Raw genomic sequence first — 23,661 nt, forward strand, 5'->3', positions numbered from 1 at the left:
CCATGCCCGCTACCCAGACCGAGGCGCGACTGCTCGTCGTCGAGGACGACCCCAACATCCTCGAACTGCTCTCCGCGAGCCTGCGGTTCGCGGGCTTCGACGTGGCGACCGCGACAAGTGGAAGCGCGGCGCTCCACGCCGCCAAGGACCACCGGCCCGACCTGGTGGTGCTCGACGTGATGCTCCCCGACCTGGACGGCTTCGAGGTCATCCGGATGCTCCGCGAGGGCGGCACGCGTACCCCTGTGGTGTTCCTGACCGCCCGGGACGCCACCGACGACAAGATCCGTGGGCTGACCCTGGGCGGCGACGACTACGTCACGAAGCCGTTCAGCCTGGAGGAGCTGACCGCCCGGATCCGCGCGGTGCTGCGCCGCACCACGACCGGCGAGCAGGCACCGTCCCGGCTCACCTTCGCCGACCTGGAGTTGGACGAGGAGACCCACGAGGTGCACCGGGCCGGCCAGCGGGTGCAGCTCTCGCCGACCGAGTTCAAGCTGCTGCGGTACCTGATGCTCAACGCCAACCGGGTGCTGTCCAAGGCGCAGATCCTCGACCACGTCTGGAACTACGACTTCCGTGGCGACGACAACATCGTCGAGTCCTACATCTCGTACCTGCGGCGCAAGGTCGACACCACCCAACCCCGGCTGATCCACACTCTTCGCGGCGTCGGGTACGTCCTGCGCAAGCCGGCGGCGTGAACGCGGTCCAGCAGGCGAAGGGACGGGTGCGCAGCGTTCCGCTGCGGGTGAAGCTGGTCACCTCGGTGCTCGCGCTGGTCGCCGTCGCGCTTCTGGTGATCAGCTCGCTGACCGCGTACTTCCTCCGCAACTACCTGGAGGGCCAGGTCGACGGGCAGGTCCGGTCGACCGCCCAGGGCCTCGGCCAGCTGCTTCCGATGCTGCGCAGCCGTGAGGTCAACGCGATGCTGCCCAGCGACTACGTCGTGATCGTGGCCGACGAGCAGCGGGTGTACGACCCCCAGTACGACAAGCGGAACTTCGACCCCGGACAGCTACCCACGTTTCCCGCCAGCCGCAAGGACTTCGAGGCGGCGGAGGGCGAGCCGCGGACGGTCATCTCACACGATCGCCTCACCCGGTGGCGGGTCTACTACGCGGCTCAACCGGACGGCTCAGTGCTGGCCGTGGGTCAGCCGTTGACCGACGTGGACCGGGCGGTGAAGCAGCTCGTCTGGATAGACCTCCTGGTCGGTGGCGCAGTGCTGATCATGCTGGCCTCGGTCGGCGCCGCGATCGTCCGGACCAGCCTCAAGCCTCTCGTCGAGATCGAACAGACCGCCGCCGCGATCGCCGGCGGTGACCTGACCCGCCGGGTGCCCGACCCGGAGGAGGGCCAGGCCGAGCCAACCTCGGAGCTGGGCCGGCTCTCCCGGGCGCTGAACGCGATGCTCACCCAGATCGAGGCGGCGTTCACCGCCCGAGCCGCGTCCGAGACCTCGGCCCGGTGGGCGGAGAGCGCCGCCCGGGACGCCGCTGCCGCCGCTCAGGCGTCCGAGGCGCGGGCCATCCGCTCGGAGGAGCGGATGCGGCAGTTCGTCGCCGACGCCTCCCACGAGCTGCGGACCCCGCTCACCACCATCCGTGGCTTCGCCGAGCTGTACCGGCAGGGTGCCGCCCGTGCGCCGGAACAGACCTCCGGCCTGTTGCGCCGGATCGAGGACGAGGCCGCCCGGATGGGGCTGCTGGTGGAGGACCTGCTGCTGCTCGCCCGGTTGGACATGGAACGGCCGCTCTCGCTGACCCCGGTGGAGTTGCCGGTGCTCGCCTCCGATGCGGTGCAGGCCGCGAGGGCGATGGCACCGGACCGGCGGATCGAGCTGGAGATCGCGCCCGAATCGGGCCCGCTCGTCGTCTCCGCCGACGACGCGCGGCTGCGGCAGGTGATCGGCAACCTGGTCACCAACGCGCTCACCCACACCCCACCGGAGGCCGAGATCCGGGTACGGCTGCGCGCCGAACCGGGTGGCTTCGCCGTCGTGGAGGTGGCCGACACCGGCCCCGGCCTCTCGGCCGAGCAGGCGGAGCGCGTCTTCGAGCGGTTCTACCGGGCCGACGCGGCCCGTACCCGGCGTGCCGACGGCAACACCGGCACCGGCCTCGGCCTGGCCATCGTGGCGGCGCTGGTCGCCGCCCACCACGGCTCGGTCGAGGTGGCCGAGACGCCCGGCGGTGGGGCGACCTTCCGGGTTCGGCTGCCGCTGCTGCCGCAGGTCGACGGAGCGGGCGAGTGACTTTCAGCCAACTTCCAGGACGGTTCCAGGTTGATTGCAGTGCCGGGGGAGAAGGTAGTGCCATGACCGAGTTCGAGTCCGACCCGCAGCGCCGGCCGGCCCCCACCGACGCCGAGCCGTCGCACCCCACCGCCGAGCTGCCGCGCGACGAGCGCGTGCAGTCCGACTCCCCGACCACTCCCGTACCGGTCGTCTCCACCGGCGGTGAGCCGACGGTCGCCTCCACCACCGGTGACGCCGAGACCACCGCCGTCACCCCGGCCGGGTACGCCGGCTCCACCGCGCCCGCCGGCCCGCCGGCCGCCGCTCAGCCCACCGGGTACGAGCCGTCGACCGGCTACGAGCGCCCGGCCGCCACTGCGTCCGCGCCGCCGTACCCGGTCTCCGGTCACCCGGCGCCCGGCCAGCCCGGCTACCCACAGCCGGCCGCCGGCCACTACCCCGGTGCACCCTGGTACCCGGGCCAGCAGTCCGGCTGGGCCGGCGGGGGCCAGCCGGGCATGCCGTACGCCCAGCACCAGCAGCACCCCGGGCAGCACCCGCACCACCCGGGCCAGCCGGTCCCGCCGTGGGGCCCGCAGGTCGCGCCGCCCGGCAGCGGCCCCCGGCCGGGTCGAATCGCCAAGTTCGCCGGCGCCGGCGTCGCGGTGTTCGCCCTGATGCTCGGTTCCGGCGTGGCCGGTGGGGCACTCGCGCTCGCCCTCGACGGCGACGGCGGTGGCATCACCCGCACCTACTCCGCGGCTCCCGTGATCAATGGCGCCGACCTGCCGAAGATCGCCGCGGCGGTGCAGGACAGCGTCGTCTCGATCACCACCGACAGCGGTGAGGGCTCCGGGGTGGTGCTCAGCGCCGACGGGTACGTGCTGACCAACAACCACGTGGTCGCGTCCGCCGCCGGCGACGCCGTGCGGGTGGTCTTCGCCGACGGCAAGACCGCCGACGCGAAGATCATCGGCACCGACCCGAAGACCGACCTGGCCGTGGTGAAGGCCAACGGGGTGAGCGACCTCAAGCCGGCCAAGTTCGGCGACAGCGACGCCATGCAGGTCGGCGACCAGGTGCTCGCCCTGGGCAGCCCGCTCGGGCTGCAGGGTTCGGTGACCTCCGGCATCCTCAGCGCCCGGGACCGCACCATCCGGGCCGGTGAGGGCCAGCCGCAGGACCCGACCCAGCAGCAGGGCCAGTCGGTCAGCTCGATCTCCGGCCTGCTCCAGACGGACGCCCCGATCAACCCGGGCAACTCCGGTGGCGCCCTCGTCAACACCCGGGGCGAGGTGATCGGCGTCAACACCGCCATCGCGACCTCCGGGCAGAGCACCGGCAACATCGGTGTCGGGTTCGCCATCCCCAGCAACAAGGCCAAGGACGTCGCGGGCAAGCTCCAGCGTGGCGAGAAGGTCAGCCACCCGTCGCTCGGCGTCGGCGTCAACCAGGCCGAGGGGGGCGGCGCCCTCGTTGCGTCGGTCACCCCGGGCAGCCCGGCGGAGAAGGCCGGCCTCCAGCGCGGCGACGTCGTCACCCGGTTCGGCGACAAGCCCGTCAACGACTCGGACGACCTGGTCGGCGCGGTGCAGGCCGGCAAGGTCGGCGACCGGGTCGAGGTGCAGTTCAAGCGCAACGGTGTCGAGAAGACGGAGACCGTCACGCTCGCCGAGACTTCCTGACCAGCTGTCCAACCTGCTTCCTCCCTCCGGCGGCGGGTGGCGGGGCCGAGGGGGTCGGCTCCGTCACCCGCCGCTTCTTTCCGCCCCGACGGCGGTTCACCCGGATCGGGTGAACCGCCGTCACCCGTTCGCCCGGCAGCTTCGGAGGGCGACGACGGGAACCGGGGGTGGGGTGCCATGACCGAGGTGGTGGGTGTCCGCGACGACCAGCGGATCCAACGCGACGTCCTGGCCGAGCTGGCCTGGGACGCCCGGCTGCAACCGAACGGGATCGGGGTGACCGTCGACCAGGGCGTGGTCACCCTGACCGGATTCGTGGACGGTGCCGCTCGCGGCTGGGCCGCGACCCGGTGCGCACAGCGGGTTCGCGGCGTACGGGCGGTGGCCGACGAGATGGAGGTGCGGCTGCCCGGTACTCCGGGGCGTACCGACGCCGAGGTCGCCAACGCCGCCACCCGCGCCCTGGAGTGGGACAGCTTCGTGCCCGCCGAACGGCTGGACGTGACAGTGGCCAACGGCTGGCTGATGCTGCGCGGTGAGGTCGAGTTCGGGTGGCAGCGGCGGGCCGCCGAGGGCGAGGTGCGCCGGCTCGACGGCGTACGGGGGATCACCAACCTGATCGAGGTACGACCCGCGGCGCCACCGGCCGCCGAGCGGCTTCGGCGGGACGTCCAGCGGGCGCTGTTGCGCACGCTCGGCGGCGAACGGGTGACCGTCGAGGTGGACGGCGACACGCTGGTCCTCGCCGGGGTGGTCCGCTCCTGGTGGGAACGCGACCAGGTCGAGCGGGTGGCCTGGTCCGCGCCCGGGGTGCGGGTGGTCCACGACCAACTCCTGGTGGGCGGGTGATCGTCCGCCATGTCCGGTTTACCTGTGCCGCCACCGGGAAACCGCCGCCGACCGGCGGTGCCGCCGCACCGGGGAGCAACGGGGAGGACTCGTGGCCGTGAACCACCCGCCTGCGGGCCGCCCCGAGGAGCGGTCGCTGCGCATCGCGATGGTGGTTCCGCCGTGGTTGTCCGTACCGCCGCCCGGCTACGGCGGCCTCGAACAGGTCGTCGCCGCCCTGGTGGACGCGCTCTGCGGGCAGGGACACTCGGTGACCCTGTTCGGCGCGGGTGGTGACCACGGCACGGCGGCCGACGGTTTCGTCTCCACAGTCGCCGAGGTCCAGTACGAGCGGCTCGGCGAGTCACTGCCCGAGCTGGCCCACCTGGCCCGGGTGAATCGGCTGATCAGCGCGGCCGACTTCGACGTGATCCACGACCACACCACCATCGGTCCGCTGGTCGCCGGCCGCCGGGCCGTGCCGACGGTCGCGACAGTGCACGGCAACCCCGTCGGGGAGTACGGCGACGTGCTGAGCGACATCGACGCGGGCGTCGCCCTGGTGGCCATCTCGCACGCCCAGCGTCGGCTGAACCCGAACCTGCCCTGGGCCGGCACTGTGCACAACGCGCTGGACATCCGGGGCTTCCCGCGTAAGCACACGCCCGGCGCGGGGCCGGTGCTGTGGCTGGCCCGGTTCAGCCCGGACAAGGGCCCGGACACCGCCATCCGGGCGTGCCGGGCGGCCGGTGTGCCCCTGCTGCTGGCGGGCAAGTGCAATGAGCCGGCCGAGCGCCGCTACTACGAGCAGGTCGTCGCGCCGATGGTCGACGAGGACGTGACAGTCGTGCTCAACGCGGACCGCGCGACGACACTGCGGATGCTTGTCGACGCCCGCTGCCTGGTCATGCCGATCCAGTGGGACGAGCCGTTCGGCATGGTGATGCTGGAGGCGATGGCCACCGGCACGCCGGTGGTCGCGCTCAACCGGGGTGCGGTGCCGGAGCTGGTTCGGCCGGGGCTGACCGGGCTCGTCGTCGAGCGGTCGGAGGAGCTGCCCGCGGCGTTGCTCGCGGCGGAGCGACTCGACCCGGAGGACTGCGTTGCGCACGTCGCGCGGAACTTCTCGGTCGCGCAGATGGCGAGCGGCTACGCGGAGATCTATCGGCGCTTCGCCCTCGGCCGGCACGACGTCCGTGAACCGGCCCGGGTGCCGGTGCGCTGACCCACCGGTGCCGCCGGGTCAGGCCCCGGTCGCGCCCAGCTCGGCGATGGCGGCGTCGAGCCGAGAGGCGTACGCCGGGCTGATGCCACCCTCACCGAGGCGGACGGCGACCTTGGTGCGCAGCCGGGCCACCGGCGGTGCCAGCTCTTCGCGGCCGGAGCTGACCGCCACTGTCAGGTTGCGCAGCTCGTTGCGCAGGTCGAGGGCCACGTCGTCGCGGATCTCCCCGGCGTTCAGCCCGGCGCCGATCAACCCGTCGACCCGGTTCGCGACCTCGGTCAGGGTGCCCGGGTTCGAGGTGGGCGCCCCGGTGGTCGGCTTCGTCGACGGCGCCGTGGCCGGCGGGGTCGACGTAATCGGCGCGGACGACTCGGGGGCCGGCGGGTCGGTCGACAGTGTCGTCACCGGCCCGGCGGAGGGCTGCGCCCGGCGGGTCGGCTGCTGTTCGGGCAGCAGGGCCACGCCGGCCACTGTCACCCCGACGACCAGCACCAGCAGCAACACCAGCCGCCGCCGCGACCAGCCCGACCCGGTCGCCGGCCCGCCCGCGCCGGAGGAGGCCCCGCCGTCCGAGGTGTCTCCATCGCGCCGCGCCGCTGCCGGGGCGCTGGCCGTCGCGACGGCGGGCGACTGTGGTGGCAGGGGCCGGGTGGGCACCCGGATGGTCGCGGTCGGAGGCTCGGCGGGCAGCCGGTGGTCGCGGAGCGCTGTGGCGACCTGCCGGGCGGTCGGCCGATCGGCCGGGTTCCGGGCGAGGCTGCGCAGGCAGATCTGGGCCACCGGTGCGGGCAGGTCCGGCAGGTCGGCCAGCGTCGGCGGCGGACCACTGGCCAGCGCGGCGCTGAGCTGCTCCCAGGTGTCCGCCGGATACGGGACCCGGCCGGTGAGCGCCTCGTGCAACAGCACGCCGAGTGAGTAGACGTCGGTGGACGGCTGGGCCGGCGCGCCGTCGAGCCGTTCCGGGGCGACGTACGCCGGTGTGCCGAACGTTTCGCCGTCCTCGTCCTCGTCGGGCGCGCCGATCCGGGTGGCGATGCCGAAGTCGAGCACCTTGACGCCCGTCCCCGTCATCATCACGTTGGCCGGGGTGATGTCCCGGTGCACGATGCCGAGCCGGTGCGCGGCGGCCAGCGCGTCAGCTACCTGCGCGCCCACCTGCACCGCCTCGGTCCACGGCAACGGTCCCTCGGTGAGCCGCAGCTTCAACTCCTCGCCGCTGAGCAGCTCCATCACCACGAACGAGGTGATGGAGCCGTCCGGGTCGACCGTCTCGCCGTAGTCGTGCACGGAGGTCAGGTGCGGGTGCACCAGCTGGGCGGCGGCCCGTGCCTCCTCGCGCACCATGCCCCGGAACCGCGCGTCGGCGGCGAGCGACGGGGCGAGCACCTTCAGCGCGACCACCCGGTCCAGTACCTCGTCCCGGGCACGCCAGATGACCGACATGCCACCGGCGCCGATCTGGTCCAGAAGTCGGTATCTGCGAGCCAGCAATCGGCCCGGATGCAGCGCTGCCTTCACGGATCGCACCTGCCTCAGGGGTGGGAGCGGTATCAGGTTGCGCGAATGCGTCCGGCCTGTCAACGCCGTCGGCGCCGGCCGTCGACGGACGGTGCGTGCCGTGCGCTGACCGCCGGCCGATGCCGGCCCACCGGTCGGCGGCGGGCCCGTGCCAGGATGAGAGACATGGCGGGGGGACCGGTGGCGTTCGTGCTCGGCGGCGGGGGAGTGCTCGGCGCGGTCGAGGTCGGCATGTTGCGGGCCCTGTTCCGCGCCGGCATCCAACCCGACATGGTGCTCGGCACCTCGATCGGAGCGGTGAACGGCGCGCTGGTCGCCGCCGACCCGTCCGAGGCGGTGACCGACCGGCTGGTCCGGCTCTGGGCCTCACCGGAGGCGAGTGAGGTGTACGGCGACTCGGTGGCCCGGCAGCTGCGCCGCTTCGCCGCCCGCACCCACCTGCACTCACCCCGACCGCTGCGCCGCCTGCTGGAGACCGAGCTGGGGGTGGACACCACCTTCGCCGACCTGCGGGTGCCGTTCCGCTGCTGCGCCGCCCACATCGAGCGGGCCGCCGAGCACTGGTTCGACAGCGGTCCGGTGGTGCCGGCGGTGATGGCGTCGGCCTCGGTGCCGGGCCTGCTGCCGCCGATGGAGATCGACGGCGCGCACTACGTGGACGGCGGGATCGTCAACTCCATCCCGATCGGCGAGGCCGTGGCCGTCGGCGCCCGCCGGATCTACGTCCTCCAGGTGGGCCGGATCGAACGGGAGCTGACCCCGCCCCGCCGGCCGTGGGAGATCGCGCAGGTCGCGTTCGAGATCTCCCGCCGGCACCGCTTCTTCCGGGAGATGGCGGCGCTACCCGAGGGGGTGGAGGTGCACGTCCTGCCGACCGGTGGGCTCAACCCACGCGACGACACGCCGTGGGCGTACCGGGACATGGCGGCGGTGGGACGGCGGATCAGCCGCGCGTACACCGCCTCCCGTCGCTACCTCGCCACCCACCTGGAGCGGTGATGCCGCTGCCTCCCCGGTGGCTGCGTCGGCTGCTGTTCGCCCCCGCCGTCGTGCTGCTCGCCTTCCTCGTGGTCACCACGCTGCCGATCTGGGCCCTGCTCGCCGCGGCCGCGTCCCCGCTGGTCCCGGGCCGGTTGCGCCCGCTGCGACTGCTCTGGATCGGCTGCTTCTACCTGGTCTGGGACGCCGCCGCGCTGCTCGCGCTCTTCGTGCTCTGGCTCGTCTCCGGCTTCGGCTGGCGGGCCCGGTCCCCGGCCTTCCAGCGCGCGCACTACGTGCTGGCCGGCTGGTTCCTGCGGGTGCTGTTCTGGCAGGCGCGCTGGACGCTGCGGTTGAGCATCGACGTGGTGGGCACCGACCCGGACACCGCGCTGCCCGGCCGGCCCGAGTTGGTGCTCTGCCGGCACGCCGGGCCGGGCGACTCGTTCATCCTGATCCACGGGCTGGTCAACTGGTTCCACCGGGAGCCACGGATCGTCCTCAAGGACAGCCTCCAGTGGGACCCGGCGATCGACGTGCTGCTCAACCGGCTGCCCAACCGATTCATCGCGCCGACGCCGGAGCGCGGCGAGGAGACGGTACGCCAGGTCGGGCACCTGGCCACCGGCCTGGACGACAACGACGCCTTCGTGATCTTTCCGGAGGGCGGCAACTTCACCCCCAAGCGACGACTGCGCGCCATCGCCCGGCTGCGCTCCCTCGGCCTGGAACGGATGGCAGTGCGCGCCGAGCGGATGCGCCACGTGCTCGCCCCGCAGCCCGGTGGGATGCTCGCCGCGCTGGACGCCGCACCGGACGCCGGGGTCATCTTCGTCGCCCACACCGGCCTGGACCGGATGCTCACCGTCGCCGACGTGTGGCGGGAGCTGCCGATGGACAAGCGGATCGTGATGCGGTTCTGGTCCGTTCCGCCGGAGGACGTACCGACCGGACGGCAGCAACGCATCGACTGGCTCTTCGACTGGTGGGGGCAGATTGATGCCTGGATCGCCGCTAACCGTTAATTGTCCGCGTAGGGTGCGGGCGTGGACGAGATCTGCGTGGTGACAACGGTGGTGGATGCGCGTTCGGTCGCCGACGTGCTGGCGGCTGCGGCCGTCGCCGGCAGGCTCGCCGCCTGCGCCCAGGTGGGTGGTCAGGTGGACAGCACCTACTGGTGGCGGTCCGGGATGGAGACGAGCACCGAGTGGTCGGTGCAGTTCAAGACCGCACCGGATCGGCTCACCGCGTTGCTGGACCAGATCCGGGTCAGCCACCCGTACGAGGTGCCGGAGATCCTGGTGTCCAGGGTGGAGAGCGGCAACCCCGACTACGCCACCTGGGTGTACGAGCACACCCGATCCTGAGTACGCGCACTCTGGGTCGCACCCCGCTCGGCTGTCGATGATGACCGGGTGGACGACACCCGATACCCCTGCCCCGCCTGCGGTGCACCGGCCGATCTGAGCGCCGGTTGCTCCGGTTGCCGACGCGCGCCCGACCCGATCGCCGCCGAGGTGGTTCGGCTGAGCCGGGAGGTCGCCGAGCTTGAGCCGCAGGTGGAGCGGGCTCGCCGCGCGTACACCGACGTGGCCGGACGGCTGTCGACAGTGTCCCGTCGGCGGGCCGAACTGGCGGCGGTCGTCCGCGCCGGGTTGGCGGCCTCGGTCGTGGCGCGTCCGGCGCCTCTCGTCGGCCCGGCGCCGTCAATCGGCCCGGGTCCCGGGGTCGTGACGGATTCGCGGCCGGGCGCGGCGGAGACCTCGACCCGGACGATCCAGGGTCTGCTCTTCGTCCTCGGTGGACTCCTGCTGGGGACCGCGGCGGTGGTGTTCACCGCTGTCGCCTGGGCGGCGGTGGGGGTCGCCGGGCGGGCGTTGATCCTGGCCGTGTTCACCGCGCTCGCGCTGGGCGTACCGCTGCTGGCGGTCCGCCGAGGGCTGCGCGGTACGGCGGAGACGTTCGCCGCCGTGGGGTTGCTGCTGGTGGTGCTGGACGGTTACGCGGCCTGGTCGGTGGACCTGGCCGGCGTGACCGGCTGGCCGGGCAGCCGGTACGCCGCGCTGGTCGGGGGGGCCAGCGCGGCGGTCGCCGTGGCGTACGGCCGGTGGAGCGGGTTGACGGGTCCGTGGTTCGCCGCCCTGGTGGCCGCCCAGCCGGCGTTGCCGCTGCTCGCCGCCGAGGCCGGGCTGGGTGCGGCGGGGTGGGCGTTGGTCCTGCTCGGGGTGGCGTCGCTGAACCTGGCCGTGCTGGCCGCACTGCGTGGCCGGGAGGGGGCGGCGCAGCTCGTCGGCCGGGTGTTGGCCAGCGCCGGTCACGTCGCCGCGCTGGTTGGCGCCTCGGCGTGCGCGGTGGTGCCGCTGGTCGGTGGGCGGGCGGGGGGCTCGCCACTGCTGGCCGGGGTGCCGCTGTTGCTGGTCGCGCTGACCGGGTTCGGCGCGGCCTGGCTCGTCGGGGGGTGGGCGCTGCGGGCGGTGGCGGCCGGGCTGCTGGTGCCGGTGCTCGCCGCCGCCCTGCTGCGTCCGGTGGCGGAGCTGCGGCCGTCCCTGCTGCTGCTCGCGGCGGCGACTGTGGCGCTGGGGATGGCCACCGCCGTGCGGCTCCTGCCGGCGGCGGCCGGGGCGGCGGTGGACGGTGGGGGCGGTTGGCGGACCGGTCCGCGGGCGGGTGCGCTGTTCGTCGCGGCCGGCACGGCGCAGGTCACCGTGTTGATCACCATCGGGCTGGCGGTCGCCGCCGTCGGCCGGTCGCTGCCGCCCTGGGGCGGGGCCGGGACGGGGCCGGACCTGCGCTGGGGTTGGCAGCTGGCACCTGCTGTGGCGCTGGCGATCGGCGCGACGGTGCTGCTGCTCCCTCGAAACACGCGGACCGTGCTCGCCACGGCCGGCGCGGTGGCGGTGCTGTTCGCCGTGCCCGCCGGCTGGACGGCCTCCTGGCCTCAGGTGGTGGCCATCGACCTGGTCGGCGGGGTCGCGTTGCTGCTCGCCGTGCTGGCCCGCCCGAGCACCCCGTCGGTCGCCCTGCGCACCCGTGCGCTCGGCGGTGCCGTGCTGCTCGGGCACGGACTGCTGGTCGCCCTGGCCACCCCGATCGGTGTCCTGGTGGCGCTCGGCGTGCTCGCCGTGGTCGGGCTGGCCCTCGCCGCCCGACGGGGGGCCGGCCCGTACCGGGAGGTGGCCGGCGCGGGTCTGCTGGTCGGGCAGCTCGCGCTGCCCGGGATCGCGGCGGTGGCGGTGATCGCCGCGGGCGGGCCGCCCTGGTGGCAGGCCCGGCTCGCGCTGGCCGCCGCCGGGCTGTCGCTGGTCACGGCGCTCGCGGCCCGCCGCCACCGGGTGGAGCTGATCGGGTACGCGCCGATCGGCGCCGTCGCGGCGGTGGCCATGCCCGGCCTCGCGCCGCTGGTCGGCGCGGGTGACGAGCCGCTCGCGCTGTACGCGGCGCTGGCCGCGCTGGGCGTCTGCTGGCTGTCGTTGGCGAACGACTCGGGTCAGGCGGCCCTCGGGGACCGGCCGACAGTCGACCAGCGCGAGTCGGCCCGGTCGGCGCTGCTGCTGGCGGCCGGCGGAACGCTGGCGGTCGTCGCTGTTCTGGCGGCCCTGCCGACGGTGCTGACCGCGCTGGTGTCGCAGTACGGCGGCCGGGGCCGGGTTTGGTCGGGGGTCCCCACTGTCGTCGCCGACCCGACGGTGCTCCCGGTCGGGTTCGCGCTGGTCGTGCTGGCGGTGGCCGGGGCGCTGGCCGGTCGGCGGGTCGGCCTGCCGGTGCCGCCCGCGCTGCCGTTCGTCGCGGCGGCGCTGCCGGTGCTGCTCGTCGCGGTCGGCGCGCCGTGGCCGGTGCTGCCGGCCGCCGTCCTGCTCGCCGGCCTGGCCGCGTTGCTGTTCACCGCGCTGGCCGCGGCCCGCCCGGCGCTCGCACCGGTCGCCGTGCCGGTCGGCGTGGTGCTGGTGGCCTCCGGTGTGCTCGGTCTCCTGGCCACCCGGGCCGGGACGCTCGCGGCCGAGGGGGCGCTGCTGGTGGCGGCGGTCACTGTCACCGCCGGGGCGCGCAGCCTCGCGGTACGGGTCGCCGGTTGTCTCGCCGCCGTGGGTGCGGCGTCCGCGTTGGCGGTGACCGCCCCGCTCGCCGGTGGGCTGCCGTTGCGTGCTGCCGCGTACCCGCTGCTGGCGGTGGCCGCGTTGGTGCTGGCCGCCGCGGCGGTCACCCCGGCGCGGGCCCGGCTGGGACGGGTGCTGGACGCCACCGCGCAGGCCGTCGCGCTGGTGGCGGCGGTGCTCACCGTCGAGGTGGCACGGCACGTCGCCACCGTCTGCGTGCTCTGGGGTGTCGCCGTGGCGCTGCGGTTGCTGCGCCGGGGCGAACCGGCCGGTCGGCGGTGGGCGTTCGCCGGGATCGCCGCCGGCAGCGAGTTGCTCGGGGCCTGGGTGCTGCTGGCCGCCGGTGGGGTGACAGTGCTGGAGGCGTACACCCTGCCGGCCGCGGCGCTCGCCGTCGTCGCGGGTCTGCTGGCGCTGCGTACCCGACCGGGGTTGACCAGCTGGCCGGCCCTCGGCCCGGGGCTGGTCGCGGCGCTGCTGCCCAGCCTCGTGTCGGTGCTGGCCGGGGCGGACCCACAGCCGTGGCGGCGGCTGCTCCTCGGCGCGGCGGCGACCGGCACGGTGCTGGCCGGCGCGACCCGCCGCTGGCAGGCGCCGGTGCTGCTCGGCGGCGGGGCGCTGACGCTGTTGGCGCTGCACGAGCTGGCCCGGGGGTGGGACCTGCTGCCCCGGTGGATCTACCTGGGGGTCGGCGGGCTGGCGCTGGTCGGGCTCGCCGCCACCTACGAGCGGCGGCGACGTGACCTGGCTCGACTGCGCTCCGCGGTGGGCCGACTCGGCTGAGTCGAACCAGTAGGGGTAGGGCCTGCCCTACCCCCCATTCGGGGGTTGTCGGGGTTAATCAGCGCTACCGCGATGGGGAGACTTGACATTAAGCCCGAACCATCCTGGTACGGGCGCAAGCGGAACGGGAGCAGCAATGGCGCTCGGAGCGGTGGCGGAACCGCCGGTACGACGGCGAGGCAGTGACTACGCACAGTTGTCCCGACGGATCAGCCAGGCGGGCCTGCTGGAGCGGCGCCCCGGCTGGTATGTCACCCGCATCGCGTTGACCCTCGGTGCCTTCGTGGCCGGCTGGGTGGCCGTGTTCCTGCTCGGCGACTCCTGGTGGCAGCTTCCGCTCGCGGCCCTGATGGCGGTCGCCACCACCCAGGTCGCGTTCCTCGGTCACGACGCCGGGCACCGCCAGATGTTCCGTCGGCGTGGCCCCAGCGAGTTGGTGGGACTGCTCGCCGGCAACGCTGCGGTGGGGCTCAGCTACGGCTGGTGGGTCGACAAGCACAACCGGCACCACGCCAACCCGAACCACGAGGACGAGGACCCGGACGTCGGCGCGGGCGCCCTGGTGTGGACGCCCGAGCAGGCGTTGGAGACCCGTGGGTTCGGCCGTTGGGTGGCTCAGCGGCAGGCGTACTTCTTCTTCCCGATGCTCCTGCTGGAGGGCCTGAACCTGCACGTGGCGAGCATCCGGGCGATCGTTGGTAAGGAGGACGGCAAGTACGCCGTCCCGATGCGGCACCGGGCGGTCGAGGCGGCGTTGCTCGTCGCGCACACCGCCGCCTACGTGGCGCTGCTGTTGGCGGTCATGTCCCCGGTCAAGGCGCTGCTCTTCGCCGTCGTGCACCAGGCGCTGTGGGGCCTCTACATGGGGTGCGCGTTCGCGCCGAACCACAAGGGCATGCCGATGCCGACCGCCGAGGACGAGCTGGACTTCCTACGTAAGCAGGTGCTGACCTCCCGCAACGTGCGCGGCAGCCGACTGGTGGACACCACGCTCGGCGGTCTCAACTACCAGATCGAGCACCACCTCTTCCCGAACATGCCCCGCGCCAACCTGCGCCGGGCCCAGCCGATCGTGCGCGCCTTCTGCGTCGAGCAGGGCGTCCCGTACGCCGAGACCGGGTTGGTCGAGTCGTACCGGCAGGCGCTCGGTCACCTGCACGAGGTGGGGCGGCCGCTGCGCGGCTGAACGGAATGGCCGCTGCGCGGCTGAACGGAAACGGCCGCTGCGCGGCCGTTGCGAGGACTGATCGGTGGGGCGGGCATCTGACGATGCCCGCCCCACCGTCGTGTGCCTGGACCGCGGCTCGTGACGGGCGTCACTCGCCGCCGAGCTGACAAATCTTAATGTCCATATTGGGCCATTGTCCCTGGCCTTGGGGCAAAAATTGCCCAGGGTAAATAGTTGCTGCAATCAATCAACAGTTGCTAGTTTCACTGCGGCACCCACGGGGGGCGCTGATCCGACTCGTTTCTGAGCCTCGTCGCGGTGTCCGGCGCTGTTTTCAGCGCGCGCCGATTCCCTTCTTCGTGGCAGTTCGACCGGCACGTCATGTGCTGTGGTCCTCGTGTCCTCGTCGTACGCATCGCGTGAAGGGCAATTGATGAGCAAAATTGGTAATGGACGCCGCCTTATTGCGGCATTGGCCGGTGTCGTGCTGGTGTTTTCCGGCACTCCGGCGTACGGAAAACCGGCAGGTGATGCCAATCCGGCGCCCCGGCCCGGCACGGTGTTGCGCCCGCCGACGCCGCAGGGCCGAGACGTGCCCCCCACCCCGCCAGGTCCGTCGGAGGCGCTGCCCTCGGTGGCCCAGCCGACTTCCGCGAAGCCCATGCCGCCGGTGCGCCGGGTCCGCGAACTCGCCGACCGCCGCACCGCGAGCACCAAGGTCTTCCTTCTGGCCGACGGGCGGATGCAGGCGGAGGCCAGTCGTGAGCCGGTCCACTACCGGGACAGCAAGGGCCGTTGGCAGGACATCAAACCGACAGTGTCGGCCGCTGGCATCTCGGGCTATCCGTACGCCGCCACCCAGAACGCGTTCGTCAGCAGGTTCGGCGACCGCAGTGACCGCGTGCTGTCGTACTCGACAGGCGACCACGGGCTGACCCTCGGGCTCGCCGGCAGCCCGCGTGCCCTGCGCCCGACCGCGAAGGGCGCCCGGGTCACCTACCCGGGTGCCGTCGACGGCGCCGACCTCGTCTACGAGGTGACGCCGTCAGCGGTCAAGGAGCAGATCGTGCTGGCCGCCCCGCCGAGCGCGCCGGCCACGTACACGTTCACCTTGGACACCGACTCGGTCCGCGCGGTGCCGCAGGCCGACGGCTCGGTGTCGTTCTTCGCAACGGACCGGCAGGGTCCGGCGCTGTTCACGATGCCTCGGCCGTACATGTACGACAGCGCCGACGACGCGACCTCCGTGGTCGGCAAGGCGATGAGCTACAAGGTCAGCCAGCGGGTCAGCCAGCAGGACGGCCGCACGCTGGTAACGGTCGCGGCGGACGACGCGTGGCTGCGCGACCCGGCCCGTAAGTACCCGGTGGTGATCGACCCGACGATCAAGGTGCAGCCGACGTTGAGTCAGGCCCAGGACGTGATGATCGCGTCCGGTGGTCCGACGGAGAACTTCGACAGCACCTGGAAGCTCTCCGCCGGCGCTTCCACGGGGGGCACCTTCCGTTCCCTGACCAAGTTCGACCTGTCCAACGTGCCGGCCAACACCGTGCTGGACTCCGCGCAGTTGCAGATGTACTTCGACCAGACCCACGGCGGTGCCGACGACGCCTCGATGGCGTTCGAGGCGCGTCGGGTGACAGCGGCCTGGAACGAGACCACAGCGACGTGGGGCACCATGAACACCAAGTTCGCCGAGGTCGGGGAGAACCGCGAGCAGGTGGACGAGGCGGACGGCGCCAAGGTGTCGGCCAGTGGTGAGTGGGTCGGCGCCACCGCCACCGACCGCAGCCAGGCGAACAACGGCGCGTACCGGTACAACGCCGACGCGTCCACCGGGCAGACGTTCACCTGGGTGCCACGGCTGACCGAGGATGGTCAGTACGAGGTGTACGTGCACTACGTGCCGGGTTCCGACCGCGCCACCAACGCGCCCTACACCGTGTTCTACGACGGCGGCTCGGTGGTCAAGACGGTCAACCAGACCACCGGCTCCGGCAGTCAGAACTGGGTGTCGATCGGCACCTACGGGTTCAAGGCGGGCACCACACACAAGGTGGTGCTCGGCGACGTGGCCAACAAGAAGGTCGTGGCCGACGCGGTCCGGCTGGTCAAGCGGGCCGAGGTGACCAAGCCGCTGCACCAGACCAACGCCTGGCACAGCTACAGCGTCCGCTCGACGGTGCAGGGCTGGCTCGACAACCCCGCGACCAACTACGGCTTCATGGTCAAGGGCAAGGACGAGACGAACAAGAACGGCGGCCCGCGGTACGAGTCCGGCGACTTCTCCTACGGTGGCGAGGACGACCACGGCCCGAAGTTGCTGCTCACCTGGGGCAAGCCCGGAGTCGCGCTGAATCCGGTGACAAATGTTCGGGCCACCGGCGCGGACCTGTCCTGGTCGTCCTACACCGACCCCTCGTCGTCGCCCGATGACGACCTGGTCGAGTACCAGGTGCACTCCAGCACGACGCAGAACTTCATGCCGAACGCGTCCACCCTGGTCGCACCGATCCGGCCGGGCCGCACCACGTACTCGGACACCCACGCGACGCCCACCCCGGCGAACTCGTCGACCCAGTTCGGCGAGGCATACTTCTACATGGTCGCCGCCCGGCTGCGGGACGGCTCGGTCATCCCGGCGCAGACCCAGATGGTGCGGCTGCCCAAGGCCGGCCAGGTGATCAGGTTCTTCACCGGCGCGGACGACAACACGTTGACAAGCTCCAAGCCGGACAACAACTGGGACAAGTTGGATGCCGGCGGCGAGCTTCAGGTCGGCAACAAGGGCTCGATCTACGGCACCAGCCGAGTGGTGATGAAGTTCCCCACCGTCACAGGGCTCCCCGCGCAGGCCAAGATCGTCAACGCGCAGGTCGGCCTGTGGGGCTGGTACACCGAGGGCGACGGCGCCGGCCAGCAGCAGTTCCAGCTCCGCGGGCTGACCCGCGACTTCAGCGAGACGACCTCGACGTGGAAGAACGCCCAGTCCGGGATCGCCTGGACCACGCAGGGCGGCGACGTGGAGTCGACAGTGCAGTCCACTGTCGGCTCGCTCAACGGCGACCCGGGCTGGGTCAACTGGGAGGCCGGCCCGCTGGTGCAACGCTGGGTGGACAGCGCGAGCAACAACAAGGGCGTGCAGATCCGGCTCGCCAACGAGGCCGGTGCGGAACAGCGGATGCTGTTCCTCTCCGCCGAGGCGGCCGAGCCGTCGCTGCGGCCCCGGCTGCGGGTCATCTACACCGTGCCGAACAGCGCCAGCACCTACCACGCGCCGAACACGCCGGGCCGAATGGTCCCGGGCGACCAGTATCTGGTGCCGGTCACCGTCACCAACACCACGTCGTCGGTGTGGTCGCCGTCGGAATGGGTGCTGTCGTACCACTGGACGCTTCAGGACGGGCCGGACGCCCCCAACGCGGGCAACCCGATCGAGACGCCCCTGCCGTCGGCGCAGGCGCCCGGCGGTGTGGTCACCATCAACGCCACGGTCAAGGCTCCGAACTCCGGCAGTGACGGCGATCGCCGCGAACCGTACGTGCTGAAGTGGGAACTGCGGAACAAGAACAGTGGGAAGTGGCTGTCGGAGGTCGCCCAGATCTCTCCGCTGGACCAGTCGGTCGCCGTGGAGGACCCCACCTCCGACCAGCTCGGGCTGGAGAAGTTCTACCAGTACGCGGGCGGTGGCACGGGGGCCGGCGCCACCCTTCTGGTCAACCAGTTCTCCGGCAACGCGCTGGTCGGCTACAACCCGATCAACAATCCGAGCCGCGGCGTCACCACGTTCGTCCGGATGACCTACAACAGCCAGGACACCTCCACCTCGTCGGCGGGCCTCGGCTGGTCGTTGTCGACATCCAGCGCGGTCCGGCTCGGCTCGCCGCTGGAGTTCCGGGGTGGCGACGCGACGTGGCCGCAACAGGTCGCGATGACCGACGGCGACGGCACCACGCACCTGTTCAACCTCGACAAGCACGGCAGCGGAAATCCGGCCGACTGGCGGTACATCCAGCCGTCGGGCGTCCACCTCTTCCTGCAACGCACCGGCAGCGGTGACACCGCCGAGGCCTGGACGATGACCCGCCCGGACCGCAGCCAGTTCGTCTTCGACGAGCAGGGCTACCAGATGGCCGTCCGGGACCGCAACGGCAACCAGCTGCGCTTCACGTATGAGCGCAAGCAGGTCGGTTACCGGAACACCGCGGTGCTGCGCTACCTGACCGATCCGGACAACCGGCAGACGTTGACGCTGGAGTACTACGAGCCGGGCGACAGCTACACCGCCTTCGTCGGCGGTGTCCGGCAGGCCCTGACCAACCTCCAGAACTCGCGGATCATCGGCCAGCTGAAGACGATCACCGACGTGAGCGGTCGGACGATGTCGTTCGTCTACAGCGACACCGGTCTGCTGCGAGAGGTCACCGACGGCGCTGGCACGGGAGAAGCCAAAACATTCGGGTACGCCTACGACGAGTCACAGGGCGCGCAGAACGCCCGACTGACCAAGGTCACCGACCCGCGCAACTCGAACACGAAGGTCGCTTACAACGACCCCGGCGACGCGTTCCAGCAGGGCAAGGTCAACTCGATGATCGACCGGATGAACAGGTCGACGCTGTTCGAGTACCAGGACCCGGACGGTGAGACGAGTGCGGGCGTGGTCACCACCGTGACCGACCCCAAGGGCAGGGCGACCGAGACGACGATCGACGGGTACGGCCGCAGCACCCGGATCTCCAACGCCAAGGCCCAGGTGACTCTGCTGGGCTGGGACGCTGACAACAACGTGGTCCGGCTCGAGGACGCCAAGAACGCGGTCTCGACCTGGCGCTACGACCAGTTCACCGGTCTGCCCCTTGAGGTCAGGGACGCGGAGGCGGTCAAGAACAACACCCCGGGCATCCGGCTGGACTACCGGTTCGGCCTGAGCGGGCACACCGCCGAACTCACCGACAAGTACTCGGCTGAGGGCCGGCACTGGCAGTTCGCCTACGACGGGGTCGGCAACGTCACGGCGGTCAACGACCCCAAGGGCACCGCAACCGCGGCCGAGGGTGACTACACCACGCTGTACTCGTACGACTCGTTCGGGCGGATGCTGACCGCTACCGACGCGAACGACGGCGTCACCAAGTACGCGAGCTTCGACGCCAACGGATACCCGAAGACGATCACCGACGCGCTGCTGAACGACACCAGCTACACGTACTCCGCGATCGGTTCCGTCACCACTGTGACCGACGCGAACCAGCACACGTCGACGTACGGCTACGACATCCTCGGCCGACCGACCACCAGCAAGGTGCCGGTCGACAGCGCCGCGGGCGTGTACGCCACCACCCCGGCGCCGGTCTACGACAAGAACGACAACGTCAACCAGCAGACCACCGCCACCGGCGCGGTGACCACCGCCACGTACGACCCGCTGGACCGGTCCACCACTGTCGTCACCGCCAAGGACACCTCCACCTCCGACGCGCCGACGACCAAGTACGAGTACGACCCGGTCGGCAACCTCACGAAGGTCACCGAACCGCGGGGAATGCTGACCACGACGGACCCGAACGACTTCGCCACCGTCTACGTCTACGACGAGCTGAACCAGCCGACCGACGTCACCGACGCCGCGAACGGCCGGCTGCACGTCGACTACGACACGGTCGGCAACGTGATCAACGTGGTCGACCAGCGGAAGATGGCCACGTCCGACTCGACCGACTACACAGCCAAGTACAACTACGACGCCAATCACCGGGTGACCAGCACGGTGGACGCGAAGGGCTACACCACCTCGGTCACGTACGACAAGGACGGCAACACGACGTCGTCGACCGACCAGGACGGCAACAAGACCCTGATCGACTACGACGAGCGCTCTGCGCCGATCGCGCAGAAGGTGCCCTACGTCTCGGTCAACGGCACTATCACCTACCGCACCACCCGAAGCGGCTACGACGAGGTGGGCAACCGGACGACCCAGGTCAGCCCGAGGGGCGTGGACACCACCGACGACCCCGACGACTTCACCACCGTCACCCTCTACGACAAGCTCAACCGGGTCCGCGAGGTCCAGCAGCCCTACGACCGGGACGACTCAGAGTTCAAGACCCCTCCGAGCACCATCTACACCTACGACAAGGTCGGCAATTCGGAGCGGATCTCGGCACCGCCGTCAAAGGGGCAGAGCACCCGCAACGACACGGTCCAGACCTTCTTCGACACCGGGTGGGTGCGTACCTCCGAGGACGCCGGCTGGAACATCAAGACGGCGTACAAGTACGACCTGGTCGGCGCGCAGACCTCCCGCACCGTCACCGGTTCCAGTGGAAGCCCTCGCGAGCAGCTCTGGACCTACTTCCCGGACGGCAAGAAGAAGACCCAGGCCGACAACGGCGCGGGCTCCGGCACGCCGAGCAAGAGCTTCAGCTACGAGTACGACGTCAACGCCAACCTGACCAAGATGTCGGACAGCAGCGCCGGCGCCACCATCGACACGTACGTGATCTCCTACGACCCCCGTAACCAGGTCGCCAGCGTCGAGGAGAAGAAGTCCGGCACCGTCAAGAACACCACCACCTTCGGTTACGAGCCCAACGGCCTGCTCAAGCGCCGGACGCACGACACGCAGATCTCCGAGTACACCTACGAGCCCCAGCGCGATCTGGCGACCGAGATCAAGAACCTGACCTCGCCGACCGACCCGAAGCCGAAGTACACCCGCTACACCCACACCAAGCGGGGGCAGACCGACACCGAGACCAAGGGCAACGGGAACGTCGTCACCAACGCCTACTTCCTCAACGGCACGGTGCAGAGCCAGGTCGAGAAGAAGTCCGGCGGGACTGTGGTCAACCAGCACACCTACGAGTACGCGGCGAACGGGCAGAAGTCGAAGGACGTCTCCCGCAAGCAGAACGCTGACAACCGGACGTCCTACCTGGATACCACGACGACGTACGCGTACGACCCGCAGGACCGGGTCCGTTCGGTGACCAAGACCGGTTCGGGCGCGACGACCGAGAGCTACGTGCACGACGCGAACAGCAACGTCATCACGCAGACGGTCGGTGGCATCACCACCTCGTTCGATTACGACAAGAATCGGCTGAAGTCCGCGACGACGAGTGGGGCGAGCGTAAGCGCGACCTACGCCTACGACCCCTACGGTCGACTCAAGACGGTGACCGCCGACAGCACCACGCTGGAGAGCTACACGTACGACGGCTTCGACCACGTCGTCACGAACGTCAAGAACCCCGGCAACAAGACCACCACCTACAAATATGACCCGCTGGACCGGCAGGTCGAGCGGACGTACGCCGGCAAGACCACCACCTACGCGTACCTCGGCCTCAGCTCGGACATCTCTGCCGAGCTCGAAGGCACGAAGGTGGTCAAGTCCTACCAGCGTGGCCCTGGCGGTTCGCTGCTGTCGCAGGTCAAGACCAACACCGACAACAGCCAGGAGGACTCGTACGCCGGGTACGACGGTGGCTCGGACATCGAGCAGATCACCGACGACAAGGGCGACGGGCGAGCCACGTACGGATACACCGCCTACGGCAAGAACGACGGTGGCCAGTTCACCGGAGCTGACAAGCCGGACGCGGGCAACCCCGACAACCCGGACCGGGTTTCCTACAACTCGTACCGCTTCCAGTCCAAGCGTTACGACCAGTCCACCGGCAAGTACGACATGGGCTTCCGTGACTACGACCCGGGCATCAACCAGTTCCTGACCCGGGACTCGTACAACGGGGCGCTGAACGACCTGTCGCTGGCGATCGACCCGTACACCGGCAACCGGTACGCCTTCGCCGGCGGCAACCCGATCTCGAACGTCGAACTCGACGGTCACGGCTGGCTCGACACGGCGAAGGACGCCCTCAAGGACTACGCCGGAACGGTGGCCAGTGGCCTGAAGGACACCGCGAAGGGCGCGCTGGACACCTACGCCGAGCTGGACGACTGCTCCTCGGGCGACAGCGACGCGGCCTGCGACAGCCTTCGCGGCAAGGCCAAGACGGCCGGGGAGCAGTTTGACAAGGCCGGTGACTGCGGCTTCAACAACGACAAGGCCGCCTGTGACTCGGTGAAGCAGTCGGTCGGGTGCGGTGACGACAAGTCGGGTGCCGAGTGCGCGGGCAACCTGACCGTGGCCGCTGTGGACATGTTCGCCGGCAAGGGCGCCGGCCGGGCCGGCAGCGCGGCAAAGGCCGGAGCGGCCAGCCGCGCCTCGAAGGGCGGTGCCGCCGCCAACGCCGCGCGGAACTGCGTCTCCAACAGCTTTGTGGCCGGCACGCTGGTGCTGCTGGCCGACGGCAGCACGAAGGCCATCGAGGACGTGAACCTCGACGACGAGGTGTTGGCGACCGACCCGGAGACCGGCAGGACCGAGGCCAAGCCGGTGCACAGCCTCATCGGGGGCGAGGGTCACCGCGACCTGGTGGACGTCACCCTCGACGTCGATGGTGACGCCGGAGAGTCGACCGCCGACATCGTGGCCACCGACGGACACCCCTTCTGGGTGGTCGACGAGGACCGGTGGATCGAGGCCGGGCAGCTCCTCGTCGGCGACCAGGTGGCAACGCCGGATGGCCGGACCCTGACAGTGGTCGGGACTCGGCACTGGACGCAGAGCGTCGCGGTCTACAACCTCACCGTCGAGGATATCCACACGTACTATGTGGTGGCCGGCACCAGCCCGGTACTCGTCCACAACTGTGCAACCAGCGGTGTCTACCGTGCCCCGGGGGCGTCGTCGTCGCAGCTCGAAGGGCTTGCCATTCAGGCCCGGGACACCTTTGCAAAGGGCATGAGTGGCATGTCACAGTCAAAGCGGCCGACCGTAATCACGGCTGGATACAACGTGAAGACCGGCGAGTATGCTGCTGGCGGGTCCGGTAAGGGTGGATGTGCGGAGGTCTGTGTGGCGAACACGCTCGGTGGGAACCCCGGGGATATCCGATTCACCTCGGCGGTCCTGACTCAACGCACAAGGTTGCTCAACCAGCAGCCCGTCTGCCTGTTCTGCGAGGCACGTTTCGGTAGAGGCGCCTTCCCAGGTGCGGGCACCCAATTTGAGTCCGATCCTTTGAAGATGAATGACTAATTTCGACGTGATGTTGGCTACGTTGATC

12 protein-coding genes are annotated in these 23,661 nt (G+C 71.0%); 11 read left to right on the plus strand and 1 reads right to left on the minus strand.

Annotated elements, in window-relative coordinates:
- Nucleotides 1-2: 2 nt before the first annotated feature.
- The 5 genes from ABZS40_RS11035 to ABZS40_RS11055 all read left to right on the plus strand — a co-directional run bounded on the left by ABZS40_RS11035 (nt 3) and on the right by ABZS40_RS11055 (nt 5,977).
- Complete coding sequence (locus ABZS40_RS11035; protein ID WP_110561683.1) at nt 3-704, plus strand: response regulator transcription factor; 702 nt, start codon at nt 3-5, stop codon at nt 702-704.
- Nucleotides 701-2,257, plus strand: coding sequence for a HAMP domain-containing sensor histidine kinase (locus ABZS40_RS11040; RefSeq protein ID WP_354943139.1), 1,557 nt, complete (start codon nt 701-703; stop codon nt 2,255-2,257). Before ABZS40_RS11035 ends, ABZS40_RS11040 begins: the two co-directional genes overlap by 4 nt.
- Nucleotides 2,258-2,319: 62 nt before the next feature.
- Nucleotides 2,320-3,924 carry a trypsin-like peptidase domain-containing protein gene (locus tag ABZS40_RS11045; RefSeq protein WP_354943140.1) on the plus strand — a complete coding sequence of 535 codons (1,605 nt, stop codon included), beginning with the start codon at nt 2,320-2,322 and terminating at the stop codon, nt 3,922-3,924.
- A gap of 177 nt (nt 3,925-4,101) precedes the next feature.
- On the plus strand, nt 4,102-4,773 hold the full coding sequence (locus ABZS40_RS11050; protein ID WP_354943141.1) for a BON domain-containing protein: 672 nt from the start codon (nt 4,102-4,104) through the stop codon (nt 4,771-4,773).
- A 148-nt stretch (nt 4,774-4,921) separates the two neighbouring features.
- On the plus strand, nt 4,922-5,977 hold the full coding sequence (locus ABZS40_RS11055) for a glycosyltransferase family 4 protein (protein WP_354943238.1): 1,056 nt from the start codon (nt 4,922-4,924) through the stop codon (nt 5,975-5,977).
- Between the two features lie 18 nt (nt 5,978-5,995).
- Here the strand turns inward: ABZS40_RS11055 and ABZS40_RS11060 are convergent, their stop codons facing one another.
- Nucleotides 5,996-7,495, minus strand: coding sequence for a protein kinase (locus ABZS40_RS11060; RefSeq protein WP_354943142.1), 1,500 nt, complete (start codon nt 7,493-7,495; stop codon nt 5,996-5,998).
- A gap of 165 nt (nt 7,496-7,660) precedes the next feature.
- On the opposite strand from ABZS40_RS11060, the gene ABZS40_RS11065 reads away from it, so the two are divergent.
- The 6 genes from ABZS40_RS11065 (at nt 7,661) to ABZS40_RS11090 (ending at nt 23,633) form a co-directional block, all read left to right on the plus strand.
- Nucleotides 7,661-8,494, plus strand: a complete 834-nt coding sequence (locus tag ABZS40_RS11065; RefSeq protein WP_238680595.1) for a patatin-like phospholipase family protein — start codon at nt 7,661-7,663, stop codon at nt 8,492-8,494.
- Nucleotides 8,494-9,498 carry a 1-acyl-sn-glycerol-3-phosphate acyltransferase gene (locus tag ABZS40_RS11070; RefSeq protein ID WP_354943143.1) on the plus strand — a complete coding sequence of 335 codons (1,005 nt, stop codon included), beginning with the start codon at nt 8,494-8,496 and terminating at the stop codon, nt 9,496-9,498. The genes ABZS40_RS11065 and ABZS40_RS11070 overlap by 1 nt, the downstream gene beginning before the upstream one ends.
- 21 nt (nt 9,499-9,519) lie before the next feature.
- On the plus strand, nt 9,520-9,840 hold the full coding sequence (cutA, locus tag ABZS40_RS11075) for a divalent-cation tolerance protein CutA (RefSeq protein ID WP_091406014.1): 321 nt from the start codon (nt 9,520-9,522) through the stop codon (nt 9,838-9,840).
- A gap of 48 nt (nt 9,841-9,888) precedes the next feature.
- A complete protein-coding gene (locus ABZS40_RS11080) occupies nt 9,889-13,350 on the plus strand; it encodes a hypothetical protein (RefSeq protein ID WP_354943144.1) in 3,462 nt (1,153 codons plus the stop codon).
- A gap of 136 nt (nt 13,351-13,486) precedes the next feature.
- Nucleotides 13,487-14,536 (plus strand): acyl-CoA desaturase, encoded by a 1,050-nt coding sequence (locus ABZS40_RS11085; RefSeq protein WP_354943145.1) that lies wholly within the window; start codon nt 13,487-13,489, stop codon nt 14,534-14,536.
- Between the two features lie 616 nt (nt 14,537-15,152).
- Nucleotides 15,153-23,633 carry a DNRLRE domain-containing protein gene (locus ABZS40_RS11090; protein ID WP_354943146.1) on the plus strand — a complete coding sequence of 2,827 codons (8,481 nt, stop codon included), beginning with the start codon at nt 15,153-15,155 and terminating at the stop codon, nt 23,631-23,633.
- The last annotated feature ends 28 nt before the right edge of the window (nt 23,634-23,661 follow it).

The sequence above is a fragment of the Micromonospora sp. NPDC005324 genome (genome assembly GCF_040607155.1).
Lineage (GTDB): Bacteria > Actinomycetota > Actinomycetes > Mycobacteriales > Micromonosporaceae > Micromonospora > Micromonospora trifolii.

Excerpts from the sequence above, each read along its gene's own strand:
- ABZS40_RS11070 (WP_354943143.1), top strand. The coding sequence starts at position 8,494 with ATGCCGCTGCCTCCCCGGTGGCTGCGTCGGCTGCTGTTCGCCCCCGCC.
- ABZS40_RS11050 (WP_354943141.1), top strand. The coding sequence starts at position 4,102 with ATGACCGAGGTGGTGGGTGTCCGCGACGACCAGCGGATCCAACGCGAC.
- ABZS40_RS11065 (WP_238680595.1), top strand. The coding sequence starts at position 7,661 with ATGGCGGGGGGACCGGTGGCGTTCGTGCTCGGCGGCGGGGGAGTGCTC.
- ABZS40_RS11085 (WP_354943145.1), top strand. The coding sequence starts at position 13,487 with ATGGCGCTCGGAGCGGTGGCGGAACCGCCGGTACGACGGCGAGGCAGT.
- ABZS40_RS11055 (WP_354943238.1), top strand. The coding sequence starts at position 4,922 with ATGGTGGTTCCGCCGTGGTTGTCCGTACCGCCGCCCGGCTACGGCGGC.
- ABZS40_RS11035 (WP_110561683.1), top strand. The coding sequence starts at position 3 with ATGCCCGCTACCCAGACCGAGGCGCGACTGCTCGTCGTCGAGGACGAC.
- ABZS40_RS11045 (WP_354943140.1), top strand. The coding sequence starts at position 2,320 with ATGACCGAGTTCGAGTCCGACCCGCAGCGCCGGCCGGCCCCCACCGAC.